An 18,099-nucleotide genomic window follows, 5' to 3' on the forward strand; every position below is an offset into this window, starting at 1 on the left:
CTGACAAAAAATGCAAGTCTCTATTCAGCAACTAGTTTAATGAGGCCAGATTGGCCACTTTCTGGGCTTTGTTGAATAAATCGAACTTTCAGGGGATCGCCGGATCAAAGCACTATCATCGCTCCCGATAGCAGCTCCCCATGGCAAAGCAAAAGTTTAAAATCACCAACTGGCCCACCTACAACAAAGCACTCAGACAACGCGGCTCCCTGACGGTCTGGCTTGATGAGTCGGCCATCGCTGCATGGACTGACAGTTCTTTGCCTGAAGGTCGTGGTCGGCCGCTTTACTACACCGATATGGCTGTTACCACGGTTTTGATGATATAGCTAAACGACTTAATTTTGATTACATTATTTAAATGAGCTATTCAATTGATTTTAGACGTAAAGTGATATCTACACGGAAAAACGAAGGGTTGAGTATCCGAGAAACAGCGAAGCAATTTCGGATTGGCCCTGCCTCTGTATCGCGTTGGGGCTTTGTTGAATAATTTAACGTTTTGATTTACAAATTCTTTAGGTGGGATGCATGTACAGAAAATGTATTTTGTTAGAGCGATAAATCAAATAGTTAGCACAATAAAAAGCATTACGGTAGTAAAATTTAGTCGTTAAAATTTTATAATACCCATTTAAATCAGTATTTTAAATTATTCAACAAAGCCTCGCGTTGGATTAATCAAATAGAGTCAAAAGCATCGACCACGCGTCAGCGAAAGATCGATAAATCCGAGTTGATAAAAGATGTTGAACAATATCCAGATGCTTACCAAAAAGAACGTGCAGAGCGTTTTGGCGTTTGTCAGAAGGCCATTTGGCAAGCGCTTAAAAAGCTGGGATTGACCTATAAAAAAAACTCTACGTCATCCGAAAGCCGACGAAAACTCCCGGCAGGGATTTCAACAAAAAAAACAACAGTATGAAAAAGAAGGTAAACCTATTGTTTTTATTGATGAAAGTGGTTTTTCACACGATGCCCCACGGACTCACGGCTATTCCCCAAAAGGTCAACGGTGTTTTGGCCTGAAGAACTGGGGAGCTAGGGGAAGAACAAATGTTATCGGCGCTTTATTAGGCACAACGCTGTTTGCTATCGGATTATTTGATATCAATATTAACAGCGATGTTTTCTATGCCTGGGTCACACAAGTCCTTATCCCAGTACTCCCTAAAAACAGTGTAATCATGATGGACAATGCCACTTTTCACAAAAAACATAATATTCAACAAGTCATCATCGATGCAGGGTATATGGTGGAGTATTTGCCTACATATTCGCCAGATCTTAACCCAATTGAGCATAAATGGGCACAAGCAAAAAGCAAAAAAAGAGAGATGGGTTGCGATACAGAGAGTTTGTTCTCAGTCCATATGGTGTAATCAAAATTAAGTCGCTTGGCTATATGTGTTCGAGTTCGGCAATCTTACGATGACTGACCTGACTGAAGTCTGTTCCCTTTGGGTAAAAACGTCGTATCAGCCCGTTGGTGTGCTCATTCAAGCCCCTCTCCCAGGAATGATAAGGATGGGCAAAGTAGACCTGCGCCCCTGTGATTTGAGTAATTTGCTCGTGCAGAGCGAATTCAGGGCCGTTATCAGCTGTTAGGGTCTTAAACTTGCAAAAGGTATTAGCTTCAATGTCCCTGAAAGCAGCAACCACAGTCTCCGCACGCTTATTAGGCAGTTTGCGAATGATGACGGTTTTCAATGCGTTATCTACGATGGTTAACAAGAATGACTTCTGGTCTTTGCCAAAAATAGTGTCAATTTCGAAGTGGCCAGGCTCCTGTTTAAGCTCGGCTTGAGCTGGGCGATACTCAATACCAACACGGTTGGGAATAGGGCCTGATTTGAGGTTTTCGGCATTGTACCTGTAACGTTTTCCCCGATGAGGAAGTTGCTGATATAGCTCCCCGCCAGCCTGTCTCTCCTGCAGGATATATAGCCAAGCGACTTAATTTTGATTACACCATATGGACTGAGAACAAACTCTCTGTATCGCAACCCATCTCTCTTTTTTTGCTTTTTGCTTGTGCCCATTTATGCTCAATTGGGTTAAGATCTGGCGAATATGTAGGCAAATACTCCACCATATACCCTGCATCGATGATGACTTGTTGAATATCATGTTTTTTGTGAAAAGTGGCATTGTCCATCATGATTACACTGTTTTTAGGGAGTACTGGGATAAGGACTTGTGTGACCCAGGCATAGAAAACATCGCTGTTAATATTGATATCAAATAATCCGATAGCAAACAGCGTTGTTCCTAATAAAGCGCCGATAACATTTGTTCTTCCCCTAGCTCCCCAGTTCTTCAGGCCAAAACACCGTTGACCTTTTGGGGAATAGCCGTGAGTCCGTGGGGCATCGTGTGAAAAACCACTTTCATCAATAAAAACAATAGGTTTACCTTCTTTTTCATACTGTTGTTTTTTTTGTTGAAATCCCTGCCGGGCGTTTTCGTCGGCTTTCGGATGACGTAGAGTTTTTTTATAGGTCAATCCCAGCTTTTTAAGCGCTTGCCAAATGGCCTTCTGACAAACGCCAAAACGCTCTGCACGTTCTTTTTGGTAAGCATCTGGATATTGTTCAACATCTTTTATCAACTCGGATTTATCGATCTTTCGCTGACGCGTGGTCGATGCTTTTGACTCTATTTGATTAATCCAACGCGATACAGAGGCAGGGCCAATCCGAAATTGCTTCGCTGTTTCTCGGATACTCAACCCTTCGTTTTTCCGTGTAGATATCACTTTACGTCTAAAATCAATTGAATAGCTCATTTAAATAATGTAATCAAAATTAAGTCGTTTAGCTATAAAGCGCGTGTTTAACCTGTCGCTCCGGGCATTACAGGGCTTTGTCGACTCGGTTTTTACACTGATGAGCCTGCCACTGCGCTGCCCGGACTACTCTCTGGTCAGTCGGCGGGCAAAAACCGTCAGTATCAGCATAAAAACGCCAACGCGTGGTGAAATCTCGCATCTGGTCATCGACAGTACCGGTCTGAAGGTCTTTGGCGAAGGTGAATGGAAAGTCAGGCAGCATGGGGCTGACAGACGAAGAGTGTGGCGCAAGCTTCATCTGGCAGCAGACAGTGCGACGCATGAGATTATCTGTGCCGACTTATCGCTCAGCGGAACGACAGATGCGCAGGCACTGCCGGGCCTGATTAACCAAACTCACCGGAAAATCAGGGAAGTGTCAGCAGACGGTGCTTATGACGCCCGTTACTGCCACGATGCGTTGCTAAGAAAGAAAATCAGGCCCCTTATCCCGCCGCGAAGCGGAGCCAAATACTGGCCGGACAAGTACCATGAACGTAACCATGCGGTGGCGAATCAGCGTCTGAGCGGGAGTAATGATATGTGGAAAAAGAAAGTGGGTTATCACCGGCGTTCAGTGGCAGAAACAGCGATGTTCCGCATAAAAACTTTGCTGGGTGGCCATCTGAGCCTGCGTGACTATGAGGCTCAAGTAGGTGAAGCCATAGCGATGGTCAAAGCGCTGAACCGTATGACGTTGTTGGGTATGCCACACAGCGTCAGGATAGGATAACAGGGCTTTGTTGAATAATTTAACCGTTTGATTTACATCTTCTTTAGGTAGAATGCATGTACAGAGACTGTATTTTGTTAGAACGACAAATCAAGTAGTTAGCACAATAAAAAGCATTACGGCTGGAAAACTTAGTTGTTGAAGTGTTATAATAATTATGTAAATCAGCATGTTAAATTATTCAACAAAGCCGGATAACAGGTGTAGCAGAGGGAGTCATCCTGTCGGCTAATTCTGATTTATTCAACAAAGCCCAAAGAGCGGTTGTTACGAGATAATCGTTTATGTAAAGCAATCATTGGATTATCAGTCGAAGAATTGAAAAATTTAGCCGCTGAATTTTCAGCTTGTTATTTGATTTATCGGAAAAAGAATCGAAAAGATCACGAGCGGCAGATGGGTGCAGGGCAGAAAGGATTTATCCCAACCCCATTAGATAAACTGCTTTTTATTTTATTGTATTTAAAATGTTATCCGACCTATGATTTGCAAGGACTTCTTTTTGGTTTAGATAGAACACGGGTATGTCGCTGGGTAAAAATATTATTGCCGGTTTTAGAGATGACCTTGGGGCGAGAATGTGTTTTGCCCGCTCGTCAAATTCGCTCTGCTGAGGAATTTTTTCGCGCCTTTCCTGGAGTTAAAGACGTCTTTATTGATGGGACAGAGCGACCTGTCCAAAAGCCTAAGAATCTGCGTCGGCAAAAAAAATGTATTCGGGAAAGAAAAGACAGACCACTCGAAAAGGGCTTATTATGACTGACGAAACAAGGCAAATTGGATTTATCCCCATGAGCAAAAATGGGCGCCGTCACGATAAACGCTTACTCGATAAAGTCGATATAATTCGCCATATTCCTCCTGAGGTAACCATCTGGGCAGATACCGGTTTTCAAGGTATAGATAAACAGCATCCTAATACACAAATCCCAAAAAAAGGAACTCGAAAAAGACCTTTATCGCCTGAACAAAAACAAGAAAATAAAATAATCTCGGGCATCCGTATTACAGTTGAACACGCCATCGCGGGTATCAAGCGCCTCGGTTGCATGACCCAAATTTTACGGAATCGTAGACCCTTTATTGATGATACCGGCTTTGTTGAATAATTTAACCGTTTGATTTACATCTTCTTTAGTTAGAATGCATTTACAGAGAATGTATTTTGTTAGAACGACAAATCAAATAGTTAGCACAATAAAAAGCATTCCGAGAGGAAAAATTAGTCGTTGAAATTTTATAATGCTTATATAAATTAGTATCTTAAATTATTCAACAAAGCCGATGATACCTTCTTACTCCTTAGCGCCGGTCTTTGGAATTTCCATCTCAGAACAGCGTAAAATTTACTTCAATCACCGAAACACCCTTATTTCACTATTAAGCAACACGCTTTATGAGATACAGGTAGAACCAGTGACCCGCCGTCAGCGACTTCAGTTAGGTGATGTCCCACGACCACACCTGGTTCGGCGCGATCGCCTTCCATGTCGACAGCTGCTTACTTTGCGGGGCCTGCTGACGCCCGCGATGACTGACCTCTCCGGCACGGCGCAACACCCGGTAAAACGTCGATTCACTGGCAACGTAACGCCCCTCATCGGCTAGTGCCGGTACGATTTGCGCCGGCGACAGACTGGCGAATCGTGGCTCATGGCAGATGGCCAGCACCTGCTGTTCCGCTTCAGCACTGAGCCTGTTTTTCGGCATCGGCCGTGATGCCGTCGGTCGCCGGTCGTCAGGACTTAGCCGCCAGCGCTGGAACGTCCGCTCGCTAATACCTACAGACCTGCAGGCATCGCTTTGCCGGACGCCGGCAGTGGCAGCCTCCTCCAGCATCTTCATCAGCCGTAACCTGTCGGCTGTGCGCGTCATTCGACCTCGCGTTCTTCGTCGAAGAACGCCTTGAGCTTTTTTTCCAGAATGAGCAGTGCCGCCGCTTCGGCGAGGGCTTTGTCCTTGCGGGCTATTTCACGATTAAGCTGCTGAATTTCTTTTTGTTGTTTCTTTATTAAGGCTCTTTCTGCACGCTGACCTGGCTGCATAAACTCGTCCTTCCACTGCTGAATCTGTTCAGGATAGAGGCCTTTACGGCGACAGTATTCAGCCACAGCATGAGCAGAAAGCGGCGCGGTTTCAACGATAACGGCGAAGCGCGCATCCTGAGACCACTCCAGGTGGAGTTTACTCTCACTGGCTGCCGACTGAGTCGGAATTCCAGCCTGAGACCGCCAGCCATAAAGCGTATTGGCGGGAATGCCTTCCAGGCGGGAATGCCTTCCAGGCGGGATATCTGGTAAATAGACTGACTATGCGGCGGCAACATTCTGGCGATCACAGCCGCTTTACGTTCTGGCGAATAGCTTCCCATGAACAGCTTCTCCAGCCCCCTAGATTTTTTTCACTCAGAGGCGACAACTACCCTGACATGGGGGGTGGCAGCTCGCTCCAGCATTCGGGTTATGCGTCCTGAGTCAGTTCGCCGCGCAGGTCTTGTTGCATTAGCTGGCGAATGGTATCAGGGGTTAAACCAGGTTGGCTCAGCAGATAATGCAGTTTAGTCAGTGCGGCTTCCACCGTCATATCGAAACCGCTGATCACGCCAGCCTGCGCCAGCGCATTGCCGGTGGCGTAACCTTCCATATTCACCCGTCCGGAAATGCACTGGGTGAGGTTAACCACCACAATATCGCGCGCCGATGCCTGACGCAGCTCGTCCAGCAGCGCCGGGCTTTGCGGCGCGTTACCCACACCATAAGAGCGCAATATCAGCGCCTTGACCGGCTGGCGCAGGAAGTTACGCACTACGTCCGCTGAGATCCCCGGATAGACGGTGATCACACCGATCGGTTGCGGGGTAATCGGATGAACGATCAGCGGGGCGCTGGAGGTTTCCGACTGCGCTGGCACCAGGCGGCGTATATGAATACCGGCCTCTAGCAGCGTCGGAAAATTGGGAGAGGCGAACGCATCGAAGCCGTCGGCATGGGCTTTGGTGGTGCGGTTACCGCGCAGCAGCTTGTTATTGAAGAACAGGCTGACTTCATTCACCGGATGATTAGCCGCGACGTACAGTGCATTAAGCAGGTTGGTTTGCCCATCTGAACGCAATTCTGCCAACGGGATTTGTGACCCTGTCACAATGAGCGGCTTGGCTAGATTCTCCATAATGAAGGAGAGGGCAGAAGCTGTGAAGGCCATGGTATCGGTGCCGTGCAGAATTACGAAGCCATCGTACTCATCATAATGTTGTTGAATATCCTCCGCGATAGCCTGCCAATCTGCAGGGGTCATGTCGGAGGAGTCAATCAGTGGGTCATATTCATGGATGGTAAAATCAGGCATTTCCGGGCGATGAAACTCCGGCATGTTGGCCAGTTGCTGTTGCAGGTGACCTGAGACTGGAATGTAACCATTGGCGGAACGTTGCATACCAATCGTACCGCCGGTATACGCGACATAAATGGATTTCTTTTGCATGCTGTTCTTATTTAAAATATGAAAAACAGCCCGACATAAGCCGGGCTAAGGGAGAATCCTGTGTGACGATGTCTTATTTTACTTCACCGCAGGCCATGCATAGCGCATAGCGATGCTGCGGATCGTTAAACGTGTTGAGCAATGCCGGTTGTGCTTGCACCACCTCAGCAAACTGCGCTACTGGCGCAGGTAGCATGGCCTGAAGTCGGTCAGGTAACCATGCGTGGGCGGCGGCGTTGACGCGGTTTAGCATCATATCCAGCAGGCTTGGCTGTTCTTCGAACCAGTTGAGCTGGTATTGGCCCAGCTTTGCCAATTCAGCGGCTTTTTTGACGGCGTCGTCGAAGTCACCCAACTGATCGACCAACCCGTTGGTCTTGGCATCATCACCGGTCCAAACGTGCCCCTGGGCGATTTTATGAATCTCTTCCGGGCTTTTCTTGCGTGACTGTGCAACCAGATCGACAAAGTTTTTATAACCACGCTCGATGCTGATTTGCATCATCTGAGCAAACTCGGGCGGCAGCGTTTTGGTGATGCTGAGATCCGCTAACGGTGAGGTTGCCACGCCATCGGTATGCACGCCAATAGACCCAAGGGTATTTTCAAAGGTAGTGATCACGCCAAATATCCCAATCGAGCCGGTCAAGGTGCACGGGCTGGCGATAATCGCGTTCGCAGGCGTGGAGATCCAGTAGCCACCGGAGGAGGCCATACCGCCCATGGATACCACGATCGGTTTGCCCGCCAGGCGTACCGCCATCAGCTCAGCGCGAATCTTCTCTGAGGCGGTTACGCTGCCGCCGGGGCTATTGACGCGCAGCACGATCGCTTTGATTTTAGGATCCAATCTGGCCTGACGAATTTGAGCCGCCGTGGTATCGCCACCGACCACTCCCGGGGTTTCCGGACCGTCAACAATGGCGCCACTGGCAAAAATCACCGCGATTTCAGCGCCGCTTTGAGTGGTCGGTTTCTCGGTGTAGTCGTAAATGCTGGTGTAGTTGAAACTCTGATTTTTGGTGTCCCAACCGAAGGTTTTCACCAGCTTCTGTTCGATGACCGAACGTGATGCCACTTCGTCCACCAGTTTGTTTTCCAGCGCATAGCGTGCCGGATCGCCTTGCACGGCCTGAAGACCCGCAATAATTGCGCTGGCACCGGGGAACAACTGTTGCGGCGTAATTTGGCGGTTTGCGGCAACCGTATTGAGGTAGTTTTGCCACAATCCACCCACCCAGCGCATATCGGCTTCGCGCGCTTCAGGGGACATACCATCACGCATGAAAGGCTCTACCGCTGACTTATAAGTACCAACGCGGAATACGTGACTGGTCACATCCAGGTTTTCCAACAGCGATTTGTAATAGAGGCCATTGGTGGCGAAACCGCGCAGATCGACGTTACCGTGCGGGGTGAGTGAAAGGCTGGTTGCGAAACTGGCCAGATAGTATTGCGTTTGGCTGTAACTGTCACCGATAGCAAAAATGGGCTTGCCGCTGTCGCGGAATTCACGCAATGCTTTGCCGATATATTGTAGAGAGGGTTGGTCGGCACCGACGAAATCGCTCAGATCGAGCACCATACCGGTAATATTACTGTCGGTTTTGGCCTGACGAATCGTATTAACAATATCAAACAGCGAATTTTCCTGACTACGATTGCTGGAAGCACCAAAAAATTCTCTACCTAACTGGCGCAGTTCATTATTAACCGTCGGTTTATCGACGACAACGCCGGTGATATCAACGAGCAGAGCGCCCTCAGGTGTTTGAGCTGGTGCATTTTTGAACTGCAAATAAATGCCGACCCCCCCCAAAATCAACACAATCAGAAACAAATTAAGAATAAACTCACGGGTGAAATTGAGCAGACGCCAAGTCCACTTGAAGAGTCCGCTAAAGATTCGCCACAGTGTGCGCATGTTATCTCCAAAAACGCCAAACATAATACCTGCCGCTGTTCCTTTTGATGGCAAAGCGAGCAGTAAAGGGTTGCCCCGCGACATTCACGCTAATAAGAGCGAACTTACTCTCTATCCTAATGAGCGTATAGGAAAATGCCAACTTCATTAGTACCCTTCGTTGATAAAAATGTGTCTATTTTGTAAAGAAAAGCGATTGCTTGAGCGGCAACATTTTTTCGCAGGGCGTGATGTGAAGACCGCCGGAGGAGGAATAGCGGCGTGTGGGCTAGAGATGAATAATAACGCGCAGAATCCGGTAATGGCATTTCAGGGGGAAAACGCGTGTCCCCCCATGTCAGGGTAGTTGTCGCCTCTGAGTGAAAAAAATCTAGGGGGCTGGAGAAGCTGTTCATGGGAAGCTATTCGCCAGAACGTAAAGCGGCTGTGTGTAGTGGCATACTGAATTTGGCCACCTAAGTAGAGGTGATATGCTTACCTCATGATTTTTATAGGTGCCAAAATGAGTAAAATAATTACTGCTGAATTTAAATGTGAAACCGCCAAATTAGTCCTTGACCAAAATTATACCTACCAGGAAGCCGCGAAAGCCATGAACGTCAGTCTTTCAGCGATTAGCCGGTGGGTAAGAGCCCTTCGTTTAGAACGTCAAGGGAAAACATCGCCTGGTCTGCCATTAACACCTGAACAAATTGAGTTCAGAGAAATGAAGAAAAAAATCCACCGACTGGAAATGGAGAATGCCATCTTAAAAAAGGCTACTGCGCTCTTAATGTCCGACTCACTGAAAAATTCTCGGTAGTTGAGTCTGTAAAGAATTTTGTGTAAATGGCTCCATTGCTTAACCGGAGATTCGTTCTCCATACATCAACATGAATTGGCTCATAGCAGGTTTCCAGTCTCTGATTGGCAAGGTCCATTTAGCAGAGATATTATGCAAGGCTAGATAGAGTAATTTTATCACCGAGTCATCCGTTGGAAATATTCGTCGCGTTTTCGTTATCTTGCGCAATGAAGCATTTAACGACTCTATCGCGTTGGTGGTGTAGATAACCTTGCGGATCTCCGGCGGAAAGTCAAAAATGACGATGAGACGTTCCCAATTATTTCTCCACGACGGGCTGATCGTCGGGAACTGTTCATCCCATTTGGCCGCGAAGGCATCCAGGGCCTCTTCAGCGCCCTCTAGCGTTGCGGAACTATAGATGGTGCGCAGGTCAGCAGCAACGGCCTTACGCTCTTTCCAGCCGACGTAGCGCAGCGAGTTCCGCACCTGATGCACAATGCAGAGCTGTACCCGCGTATGCGGGTAAACAGCTTCAATGGCATCAGGAAAGCCTTTCAGGCCATCGCAGCAGGCGACGAAGATGTCCTTTAGCCCACGATTTTTCAGTTCTGTCATCACAGATAACCAGAACTTGGCCCCCTCAGTTTTGGCTATCCATAGCCCCAGCAGCTCTTTTTCGCCCTGGCCGTTGACGCCGAGGGCCAGATAAACAGACTTGTTGGCCACGGCTCCGCCGTCCTGGCTTTTGACAACAATACAGTCAAGGTAAACAATGGGATAAAGCGCATCCAGCGGCCGTTGCTGCCAGCGCTTAACTTCATCCATCACAGCATTGGTCACTTGAGAAATGAAGCCAGCGGAAACATCGACCCCGTAGACTTCTTTAAAGTGTGCCTGAATATCACGGGTTGATAACCCTCTGGAATAGAGAGAAATAATGCGGTCATCGAAGCCGTTAAGCTGTTTTTCGTGCTTACCGATCAGTGTCGGCTCGAAGGTACTGTTGCGGTCGCGCGGAATATCGAGCTCGATCTCCCCATTTTGGCTACGTACGCTCTTGGATGTCTTGCCATTGCGTGAGTTGCCTGAATGATTACCAGCCGGGTCATGCTTAGCATACCCAAGGTGCATCTCCATCTCAGCTTCAAGAACCCGTTCCGCCAGTCTTTTAGTCAGCACCTTGAGTAGGCCTGATTCACCCAGCAGATCCTGAGGGGAGTGACAATCTTGAAGCAGTTGGTCAATAAGTTCGTTGCTGATAGGCATTTTGTTATCCTTTGAAGGTTTTCCTCAAAATGCCATTTACACAGATTATTTTACAGTCTCCGGTAGTTGAAAAGCTAAGAGCGCTTTATCCAGTGAAAGCGTTGTGTCGTATTTTTAATGTTCACCGAAGCAGTTATCGCTATAGCCAAGCGACTTAATTTTGATTACACCATATGGACTGAGAACAAACTCTCTGTATCGCAACCCATCTCTCTTTTTTTGCTTTTTGCTTGTGCCCATTTATGCTCAATTGGGTTAAGATCTGGCGAATATGTAGGCAAATACTCCACCATATACCCTGCATCGATGATGACTTGTTGAATATTATGTTTTTTGTGAAAAGTGGCATTGTCCATCATGATTACACTGTTTTTAGGGAGTACTGGGATAAGGACTTGTGTGACCCAGGCATAGAAAACATCGCTGTTAATATTGATATCAAATAATCCGATAGCAAACAGCGTTGTGCCTAATAAAGGAGACTGTAAAATAATCTGTGTAAATGGCATTTTGAGGAAAACCTTCAAAGGATAACAAAATGCCTATCAGCAACGAACTTATTGACCAACTGCTTCAAGATTGTCACTCCCCTCAGGATCTGCTGGGTGAATCAGGCCTACTCAAGGTGCTGACTAAAAGACTGGCGGAACGGGTTCTTGAAGCTGAGATGGAGATGCACCTTGGGTATGCTAAGCATGACCCGGCTGGTAATCATTCAGGCAACTCACGCAATGGCAAGACATCCAAGAGCGTACGTAGCCAAAATGGGGAGATCGAGCTCGATATTCCGCGCGACCGCAACAGTACCTTCGAGCCGACACTGATCGGTAAGAACGAAAAACAGCTTAACGGCTTCGATGACCGCATTATTTCTCTCTATTCCAGAGGGTTATCAACCCGTGATATTCAGGCACACTTTAAAGAAGTCTACGGGGTCGATGTTTCCGCTGGCTTCATTTCTCAAGTGACCAATGCTGTGATGGATGAAGTTAAGCGCTGGCAGCAACGGCCGCTGGATGCGCTTTATCCCATTGTTTACCTTGACTGTATTGTTGTCAAAAGCCAGGACGGCGGAGCCGTGGCCAACAAGTCTGTTTATCTGGCCCTCGGCGTCAACGGCCAGGGCGAAAAAGAGCTGCTGGGGCTATGGATAGCCAAAACTGAGGGGGCCAAGTTCTGGTTATCTGTGATGACAGAACTGAAAAATCGTGGGCTAAAGGACATCTTCGTCGCCTGCTGCGATGGCCTGAAAGGCTTTCCTGATGCCATTGAAGCTGTTTACCCGCATACGCGGGTACAGCTCTGCATTGTGCATCAGGTGCGGAACTCGCTGCGCTACGTCGGCTGGAAAGAGCGTAAGGCCGTTGCTGCTGACCTGCGCACCATCTATAGTTCCGCAACGCTAGAGGGCGCTGAAGAGGCCCTGGATGCCTTCGCGGCCAAATGGGATGAGCAGTTCCCGACGATCAGCCCGTCGTGGAGAAATAATTGGGAACGTCTCATCGTCATTTTTGACTTTCCGCCGGAGATCCGCAAGGTTATCTACACCACCAACGCAATAGAGTCGTTAAATGCTTCATTGCGCAAGATAACGAAAACGCGACGAATATTTCCAACGGATGACTCGGTGATAAAATTACTCTATCTAGCCTTGCATAATATCTCTGCTAAATGGACCTTGCCAATCAGAGACTGGAAACCTGCTATGAGCCAATTCATGTTGATGTATGGAGAACGAATCTCCGGTTAAGCAATGGAGCCATTTACACAAAATTCTTTACAGACTCTAATAAAGCGCCGATAACATTTGTTCTTCCCCTAGCTCCCCAGTTCTTCAGGCCAAAACACCGTTGACCTTTTGCCCCATTCCCAGTCGAAATGCAACAAAGTGACCCACTGGCCAGACCCGGATAAAATCACCGTTCTGGCCCTACTGGAGATCCCGTTGCATGCAGGGAAAACATCTGACTCACAAAGAGCGGTTCTACATCGAAAAACGGCGTGGTGATGGGGTTAACCAGGCCACCATCGCCCGGGAACTGGAGCTTCCTCGTTCTACCATCAGCAGGGAGCTCAGACGCAATACCGACGCCGCTTTCAACGGGGTCTATTCCTGCAGAAGGGCCGAAACGTTGGCCAGAGGGCGGCGGCAGAAAACTCGGCCGGACAGCGTGATTAACCAGCTTGAACCGCACATTCAGGACTTTATCAGAACGGCGCTGTCTACCCACACCTCACCTGAGGTCATCAGTGGGCGCCTGGTCCTGGAATTTGGCCTGTCCGTCAGCAAGAACTCGCTCTATCGCTATATCCAGCAGGAGCGCCGGGCCGGCGGTGAGCTGTATCAGCAGCTCCCTCATCGGGGTAAACGGTATAACTATCAGACCGATGAGAACAAACGCGGTCCTATTCCCAACCGTGTTGGCATTGAGCAGCGGCCGGCCGTTGCTGACCTCAAGCAGGAACCCGGGCATTTCGAGATTGACACCATCTTTGGCAAAGATCAGAAATCATTCCTGCTGACGGTGGTCGATAAAGCCGTCAAGCTGGTCATCATTCGCAAACTGCCCAACAAGCGAGCAGAGACAGTGGTAGCGGCCTTCAGGGACATCGTTGCCAATACCTTCTGCGAGTTTAAAACCCTGACTGCTGACAACGGTTCTGAATTTTCCCAGCACGGGGAAATTACAAAAGTCACGGGGGCACCGGTCTACTTTGCCCGGCCATATCATTCCTGGGAACGCGGGTTGAATGAGCATACCAACGGGCTGATACGGCGTTTTTACCCGAAGGGAACGGACTTCAATTATGTCACCCATCGCAAGGTTGCAGCACTCGAACACCTGCTCAATACGCGAGGCCGAAAATCGCTGGGTTATCGTTCTCCAAATGAGGTATTTTTAACGCACTTACAGGCGGCATAATGCCCTACCGTTTTGTTGCGTTTCGACTGGGAATGGGGCTTTGGGGAATAGCCGTGAGTCCGTGGGGCATCGTGTAAAAAACCACTTTCATCAATAAAAACAATAGGTTTACCTTCTTTTTCATACTGTTGTTTTTTTGTTGAAATCCCTGCCGGGCGTTTTCGTCGGCTTTCGGATGACGTAGAGTTTTTTTTATAGGTCAATCCCAGCTTTTTAAGCGCTTGCCAAATGGCCTTCTGACAAACGCCAAAACGCTCTGCACGTTCTTTTTGGTAAGCATCTGGATATTGTTCAACATCTTTTATCAACTCGGATTTATCGATCTTTCGCTGACGCGTGGTCGATGCTTTTGACTCTATTTGATTAATCCAACGCGATACAGAGGCAGGGCCAATCCGAAATTGCTTCGCTGTTTCTCGGATACTCAACCCTTCGTTTTTCCGTGTAGATATCACTTTACGTCTAAAATCAATTGAATAGCTCATTTAAATAATGTAATCAAAATTAAGTCGTTTAGCTATACATTGAGGTGGATTACAATCAGAAACGGCGGCATAGCACGCTGGGCTATGTCAGCCCGATGGTATTTGAACGACAAGTCCTCTCTTAAGGGCGTGTCCACCAAGTCTGGGCCAGATCAGAATACTTTCGCCGTAAAGGCCTCTATCCTGAACAGATTCAGCAGTGGAAGGACGAGTTTATGCAGCCAGGTCAGCGTGCAGAAAGAGCCTTAATAAAGAAACAGCAAAAAGAAATTCAGCAGCTTAATCGTGAAATAGCCCGCAAGGACAAAGCCCTCGCCGAAGCGGCGGCACTGCTCATCCTGGAAAAAAAGCTCAAGGCGTTCTTCGACGAAGAACGCGAGGTCGAATGACGCGCACAGCCGACAGGTTACGGCTGATGAAGATGCTGGAGGAGGCTGCCACTGCCGGCGTCCGGCAAAGCGATGCCTGCAGGTCTGTAGGTATTAGCGAGCGGACGTTCCAGCGCTGGAGGCTAAGTCCTGACGACAGGCGACCGACGGCATCACGGCCGATGCCGAAAAACAGGCTCAGTGCTGAAGAGGAACAGCAGGTGCTGGCCATCTGCCATGAGCCACGATTCGCCAGTCTGTCGCCGGCGCAAATCGTACCGGCACTAGCCGATGAGGGGCGTTACGTTGCCAGTGAATCGACGTTTTACCGGGTGTTGCGCCGTGCCGGAGAGGTCAGTCATCGCGGGCGTCAGCAGGCCCCGCAAAGTAAACCGCTGTCGACATGGAAGGCGATCGCGCCGAACCAGGTGTGGTCGTGGGACATCACCTGGCTGAAGTCGCTGACGGCGGGTCACTGGTTCTACCTGTATCTCATAGAAGATGTGTTGAGTCGCAAAATAGTGGGTTATGAGGTGTACCCGGTCGAAAGCGGCGAGTATGCAGCAGAACTGCTGAAGCGAACGGTGCTGAGCGAGCGCTGCTGGCAGGAGCCGCTGGTACTGCATGCGGATAACGGTGCACCGATGAAGTCACAGGTGCTGCAGGTGAAGCTTGCGGAGCTGAAGATAACCCCGTCACACAGTCGGCCGCGGGTAAGCAACGACAACGCCCACGTGGAATCGCTGTTCAGGATGCTGAAATATAGCCAACCGACTTAAAAATGATTACATCCTATGCCCTGATATGCGGCAAAGAAGCATAGCTGGCTGTTATCAAAATAATGTCGCTTGACTATACGTGCCTGCATGGTCTGAAAAAGGCTTTGCAACGCTGGAAGATGCGCGAGCCTGGGTGGAAACCTTCGTCGGCTGGTACAACGAGGAACATCGCCATAGCGGTATCCGGTATGTCACGCCGGGCCAGCGGCACAGAGGCGAAGACAGCCAGTTGCTGGTAAAGCGAAAATCGGTGTATGAGGCAGCAAAAATGCAGAACCCGCATCGTTGGTCAGGGCCAACAAGAAACTGGGAGCGGCAGGACGAAGTGTGGCTAAATCCGGAACGGGAAAAACAGGCCGTATGAATCAACTGGGGCGACAACTACCTTGACACGCACCTGCCATGGCCCCTGTCGTCACAAACCATGCCCTGCTGTTGATTGATTTGCAGAATGATTTTTGTCCGAACGGCGCACTGCCTGTCGCAGAAGGTGACATCACCATCGATGTTGCCAACGCCGCGATAGCGGTGGCGCAGCGTGCAGGAATGCCGGTCATCGCCAGCCAGGATTGGCACCCGGCCAATCATCTGAGCTTCGCAGCCAACCATCCGCACGCTGTCGTGGGAGAGCGTGGCGAACTGGCAGGATTAGCGCAAACATGGTGGCCAGTGCACTGCGTACAGGGCACGCATGGCGCAGAATTTCATGCGCGCCTTGAGCGTGGGGCGTTTGATGCGGTGATACAGAAAGGCACTCAGCCTGATATTGACAGCTACAGCGCTTTTTTCGACAACGGCAAACGCGCCGCCACCGCACTGGATGCCCTGTTACGCCAACGCGGTATCATGCAGTTGACCATTATGGGGCTGGCAACGGACTACTGCGTGAAATTTACCGTGCTTGATGCACTGGCACTCGGGTATGACGTGCAGATCGTTTAAGAAGGTTGTCGCGGGGTAAATCTCCAACCGGGTGACAGTGAAGCAGCGTTGGTCTATATGGTGGCTCACGGAGCGCGCCGTATTAGCCTGACTGACTTTAGCGCGACCTCAGCGCACCACCCTGCATAACACCGAGCCCCTGTGCCTCCAGGGGCATCGCTTACTGGCGTTCTCGCTGAATCAGGTTGTCGATGGCAAACGCCTGCTTCAGCTCTTGCTTGCTTTTCATCACCAACTCGCCGTCGGTATTGATGGTCATGTGTTCCGCTTCCACGTTATGGCGCGATTGCCATAGCATCACCATTTGCAGGCAATTTTCTTTTTGCTCCGGCGTCAACGGCACGCCATCTGGCCATTTCCCCAGCACCACGGCGGTTGCCAGGCGTTGGTAGATGTCCGGCGTCAGCGCCGTCACAACCTCATCAAGCTGTTTGTCGAGCATCGTGATTGCCATCCTGTCATTGCTATTTTAAATCAGAACCCAGCAAGCTGAAACGTTTTAGCTTGAGCTATCGTCTAAACCGTCAGCCATCCACTTTCTCACCGTCGCTGCCATCGATAAAACTCAACGAGGCCGAGTTAACGCAGTAACGCTCACCGGTGGTTTGCGGACCATCGGGAAACACATGCCCCAAATGGGCATCGCATTTACCGCAGCGAATTTCGATACGGTGTATGCTATGCGAAAAATCTTCCAGATAGCGAATTGCCCCCTTCGACACGGGCCGATCAAAGCTGGGCCAGCCGCATCCAGAGTCATATTTGTTGTCAGAGTAAAACAGTGCGCTTTGGCAAAAGCAGGCAGTGATACACCCCGGTGCGCTTATTATGCAACAGTTTGCCTGAATAGGCAGGCTCAGTGCGAGTCTGTAAAGAATTTCGTGTAAATGGCTCCATCGCTTAACCGGAAATCCGATCTCCATACATCAACATGAATTGGCTCATAGCCGGTTTCCAGTCTCTGATTGGTAGGGTCCATTTAGCCGAGATATTATGCAAGGCTAGATAGAATAATTTTAGCACCGAGTCATCCGTTGGAAATATTCGTCGCGTTTTCGTTATCTTGCGCAATGAAGCATTTAACGACTCTATCGCGTTGGTGGTGTAGATAACCTTGCGAATCTCCGGCGGAAAATCAAAAATGACGATGAGACGTTCCCAATTATTTCTCCACGATGGGCTGATCGTCGGGAACTGCTCATCCCATTTGGCCGCGAAGGCATCCAGGGCCTCTTCAGCGCCCTCTAGGCTGTGTCCCTTAATTGCTTGAGCTATAGTATCCATCTGTTTCTAAGACACTTTGGATTATGGCTCGCTACGATCTTTCTGATGAAGCATGGGCAATCATTGAGCCCTTGTTACCAACCGTTTTGAAATCTCCTCAGGCAGGCCGGCCATGGGCAGAACATCGCAAAATCGTCAACGGCATGTTCTGGATACTGTGTTCAGGTGCCCCATGGCGTGATTTACCTGAACGTTACGGCCCATGGAAAACCGTTTATAACCGTTTCAATAGATGGTCAAAGTCTGGAGTTATTAACATTATTTTTAATAGGTTACTTGCCCCATTCCCACTCGAAA

21 protein-coding genes and 7 pseudogenes are annotated in these 18,099 nt (G+C 49.0%); 16 read left to right on the forward strand and 12 right to left on the reverse strand.

What is annotated here, in order from left to right:
* Positions 1-140 precede the first annotated feature (140 nt).
* From ACQGXV_RS31745 to ACQGXV_RS31760, 4 genes and pseudogenes are all read left to right on the forward strand, one after another.
* Positions 141-326: pseudogene (locus ACQGXV_RS31745) on the forward strand (transposase); the annotation flags it as partial.
* Positions 327-361: 35 nt separating this feature from the next.
* A complete protein-coding gene (locus tag ACQGXV_RS31750) occupies positions 362-493 on the forward strand; it encodes an IS630 transposase-related protein (RefSeq protein WP_440864257.1) in 132 nt (43 codons plus the stop codon).
* A 183-nt stretch (positions 494-676) separates the two neighbouring features.
* Positions 677-925, forward strand: coding sequence for an IS630 transposase-related protein (locus tag ACQGXV_RS31755; RefSeq protein WP_440867753.1), 249 nt, complete (start codon positions 677-679; stop codon positions 923-925).
* Positions 849-1,382, forward strand: coding sequence for an IS630 family transposase (locus tag ACQGXV_RS31760; RefSeq protein WP_440867276.1), 534 nt, complete (start codon positions 849-851; stop codon positions 1,380-1,382). The genes ACQGXV_RS31755 and ACQGXV_RS31760 overlap by 77 nt, the downstream gene beginning before the upstream one ends.
* A gap of 19 nt (positions 1,383-1,401) precedes the next feature.
* Here the strand turns inward: ACQGXV_RS31760 and ACQGXV_RS31765 are convergent, their stop codons facing one another.
* Together ACQGXV_RS31765 and ACQGXV_RS31770 are read right to left on the reverse strand one after the other, a co-directional pair.
* Positions 1,402-1,941, reverse strand: a complete 540-nt coding sequence (locus ACQGXV_RS31765) for an IS30 family transposase (RefSeq protein ID WP_440867754.1) — start codon at positions 1,939-1,941, stop codon at positions 1,402-1,404.
* A 25-nt stretch (positions 1,942-1,966) separates the two neighbouring features.
* Positions 1,967-2,788 (reverse strand): IS630 family transposase, encoded by an 822-nt coding sequence (locus ACQGXV_RS31770; protein WP_440864258.1) that lies wholly within the window; start codon positions 2,786-2,788, stop codon positions 1,967-1,969.
* A gap of 28 nt (positions 2,789-2,816) precedes the next feature.
* Between ACQGXV_RS31770 and ACQGXV_RS31775 the strand changes: the two are divergent.
* The 3 genes and pseudogenes from ACQGXV_RS31775 to ACQGXV_RS31785 all read left to right on the forward strand — a co-directional run.
* A pseudogene (locus ACQGXV_RS31775) lies at positions 2,817-3,563 on the forward strand (IS5 family transposase); the annotation flags it as partial.
* 264 nt (positions 3,564-3,827) lie between these two features.
* The gene (locus tag ACQGXV_RS31780; RefSeq protein WP_440864259.1) at positions 3,828-4,322 is read left to right on the forward strand and encodes a helix-turn-helix domain-containing protein; all 495 of its coding nucleotides are present in this window, start codon (positions 3,828-3,830) and stop codon (positions 4,320-4,322) included.
* Positions 4,274-4,672: a transposase family protein gene (locus tag ACQGXV_RS31785; protein WP_440864260.1), complete on the forward strand. Its 399-nt coding sequence runs from the start codon at positions 4,274-4,276 to the stop codon at positions 4,670-4,672. Before ACQGXV_RS31780 ends, ACQGXV_RS31785 begins: the two co-directional genes overlap by 49 nt.
* 331 nt (positions 4,673-5,003) lie before the next feature.
* Here the strand turns inward: ACQGXV_RS31785 and ACQGXV_RS31790 are convergent, their stop codons facing one another.
* From ACQGXV_RS31790 to sppA, 4 genes are all read right to left on the reverse strand, one after another.
* Positions 5,004-5,438: a helix-turn-helix domain-containing protein gene (locus ACQGXV_RS31790; RefSeq protein WP_440864261.1), complete on the reverse strand. Its 435-nt coding sequence runs from the start codon at positions 5,436-5,438 to the stop codon at positions 5,004-5,006.
* A complete protein-coding gene (locus tag ACQGXV_RS31795; RefSeq protein ID WP_440864262.1) occupies positions 5,435-5,674 on the reverse strand; it encodes a transposase in 240 nt (79 codons plus the stop codon). The genes ACQGXV_RS31790 and ACQGXV_RS31795 overlap by 4 nt, the downstream gene beginning before the upstream one ends.
* Positions 5,675-6,023: 349 nt before the next feature.
* Positions 6,024-7,043 (reverse strand): asparaginase, encoded by a 1,020-nt coding sequence (ansA, locus tag ACQGXV_RS31800; RefSeq protein ID WP_440864263.1) that lies wholly within the window; start codon positions 7,041-7,043, stop codon positions 6,024-6,026.
* 73 nt (positions 7,044-7,116) lie between these two features.
* On the reverse strand, positions 7,117-8,967 hold the full coding sequence (gene sppA, locus ACQGXV_RS31805; RefSeq protein WP_440867755.1) for a signal peptide peptidase SppA: 1,851 nt from the start codon (positions 8,965-8,967) through the stop codon (positions 7,117-7,119).
* A gap of 502 nt (positions 8,968-9,469) precedes the next feature.
* Here sppA and ACQGXV_RS31810 point away from each other — a divergent pair.
* Positions 9,470-9,783 (forward strand): annotated as a pseudogene (locus ACQGXV_RS31810) (transposase); the annotation flags it as partial.
* 25 nt (positions 9,784-9,808) lie between these two features.
* On the opposite strand, the gene ACQGXV_RS31815 reads toward ACQGXV_RS31810, so the two are convergent.
* Together ACQGXV_RS31815 and ACQGXV_RS31820 are read right to left on the reverse strand one after the other, a co-directional pair.
* On the reverse strand, positions 9,809-11,020 hold the full coding sequence (locus ACQGXV_RS31815) for an IS256 family transposase (RefSeq protein WP_440862551.1): 1,212 nt from the start codon (positions 11,018-11,020) through the stop codon (positions 9,809-9,811).
* A 164-nt stretch (positions 11,021-11,184) separates the two neighbouring features.
* Positions 11,185-11,529 carry a transposase gene (locus ACQGXV_RS31820; RefSeq protein WP_440864264.1) on the reverse strand — a complete coding sequence of 115 codons (345 nt, stop codon included), beginning with the start codon at positions 11,527-11,529 and terminating at the stop codon, positions 11,185-11,187.
* A gap of 29 nt (positions 11,530-11,558) precedes the next feature.
* Between ACQGXV_RS31820 and ACQGXV_RS31825 the strand changes: the two genes are divergently transcribed.
* Both ACQGXV_RS31825 and ACQGXV_RS31830 read left to right on the forward strand, forming a co-directional pair.
* Positions 11,559-12,770, forward strand: a complete 1,212-nt coding sequence (locus ACQGXV_RS31825; RefSeq protein WP_440864265.1) for an IS256 family transposase — start codon at positions 11,559-11,561, stop codon at positions 12,768-12,770.
* Positions 12,771-12,969: 199 nt separating this feature from the next.
* Positions 12,970-13,944 carry an IS30 family transposase gene (locus ACQGXV_RS31830; RefSeq protein WP_440862690.1) on the forward strand — a complete coding sequence of 325 codons (975 nt, stop codon included), beginning with the start codon at positions 12,970-12,972 and terminating at the stop codon, positions 13,942-13,944.
* On the opposite strand, the gene ACQGXV_RS31835 is transcribed toward ACQGXV_RS31830, so the two are convergent.
* Positions 13,896-14,429, reverse strand: a complete 534-nt coding sequence (locus ACQGXV_RS31835; RefSeq protein ID WP_440864266.1) for an IS630 transposase-related protein — start codon at positions 14,427-14,429, stop codon at positions 13,896-13,898. The two genes, ACQGXV_RS31830 and ACQGXV_RS31835, sit on opposite strands and share 49 nt — an antisense overlap.
* Before the next feature lie 44 nt (positions 14,430-14,473).
* On the opposite strand from ACQGXV_RS31835, the gene ACQGXV_RS31840 reads away from it, so the two are divergent.
* The 5 genes and pseudogenes from ACQGXV_RS31840 (at position 14,474) to pncA (ending at position 16,647) form a co-directional block, all read left to right on the forward strand.
* Positions 14,474-14,554: an IS3 family transposase gene (locus ACQGXV_RS31840; protein ID WP_439292210.1), complete on the forward strand. Its 81-nt coding sequence runs from the start codon at positions 14,474-14,476 to the stop codon at positions 14,552-14,554.
* Positions 14,555-14,644: 90 nt separating this feature from the next.
* A complete protein-coding gene (locus tag ACQGXV_RS31845; RefSeq protein ID WP_440864267.1) occupies positions 14,645-14,818 on the forward strand; it encodes a hypothetical protein in 174 nt (57 codons plus the stop codon).
* Positions 14,815-15,576 carry a DDE-type integrase/transposase/recombinase gene (locus ACQGXV_RS31850; protein WP_440864268.1) on the forward strand — a complete coding sequence of 254 codons (762 nt, stop codon included), beginning with the start codon at positions 14,815-14,817 and terminating at the stop codon, positions 15,574-15,576. Before ACQGXV_RS31845 ends, ACQGXV_RS31850 begins: the two co-directional genes overlap by 4 nt.
* A gap of 79 nt (positions 15,577-15,655) precedes the next feature.
* A complete protein-coding gene (locus tag ACQGXV_RS31855) occupies positions 15,656-15,940 on the forward strand; it encodes an integrase core domain-containing protein (protein WP_440864269.1) in 285 nt (94 codons plus the stop codon).
* 38 nt (positions 15,941-15,978) lie between these two features.
* A pseudogene (gene pncA / locus ACQGXV_RS31860) lies at positions 15,979-16,647 on the forward strand (bifunctional nicotinamidase/pyrazinamidase).
* Between the two features lie 31 nt (positions 16,648-16,678).
* Here the strand turns inward: pncA and ACQGXV_RS31865 are convergent.
* From ACQGXV_RS31865 to ACQGXV_RS31875, 3 genes and pseudogenes are all read right to left on the reverse strand, one after another.
* On the reverse strand, positions 16,679-16,972 hold the full coding sequence (locus ACQGXV_RS31865) for a YeaC family protein (RefSeq protein ID WP_440864270.1): 294 nt from the start codon (positions 16,970-16,972) through the stop codon (positions 16,679-16,681).
* Positions 16,973-17,042: 70 nt separating this feature from the next.
* Positions 17,043-17,388, reverse strand: a pseudogene (msrB, locus tag ACQGXV_RS31870) (peptide-methionine (R)-S-oxide reductase MsrB); the annotation flags it as partial.
* A gap of 30 nt (positions 17,389-17,418) precedes the next feature.
* Positions 17,419-17,769, reverse strand: a pseudogene (locus ACQGXV_RS31875) (transposase); the annotation flags it as partial.
* Between the two features lie 56 nt (positions 17,770-17,825).
* Between ACQGXV_RS31875 and ACQGXV_RS31880 the strand changes: the two are divergent.
* Positions 17,826-18,083: pseudogene (locus ACQGXV_RS31880) on the forward strand (IS5 family transposase); the annotation flags it as partial.
* Between the last annotated feature and the right edge of the window lie 16 nt (positions 18,084-18,099).

It is taken from the genome of Symbiopectobacterium purcellii (genome assembly GCF_052050035.1).
In the GTDB taxonomy this organism is placed as follows: domain Bacteria; phylum Pseudomonadota; class Gammaproteobacteria; order Enterobacterales; family Enterobacteriaceae; genus Symbiopectobacterium; species Symbiopectobacterium purcellii_A.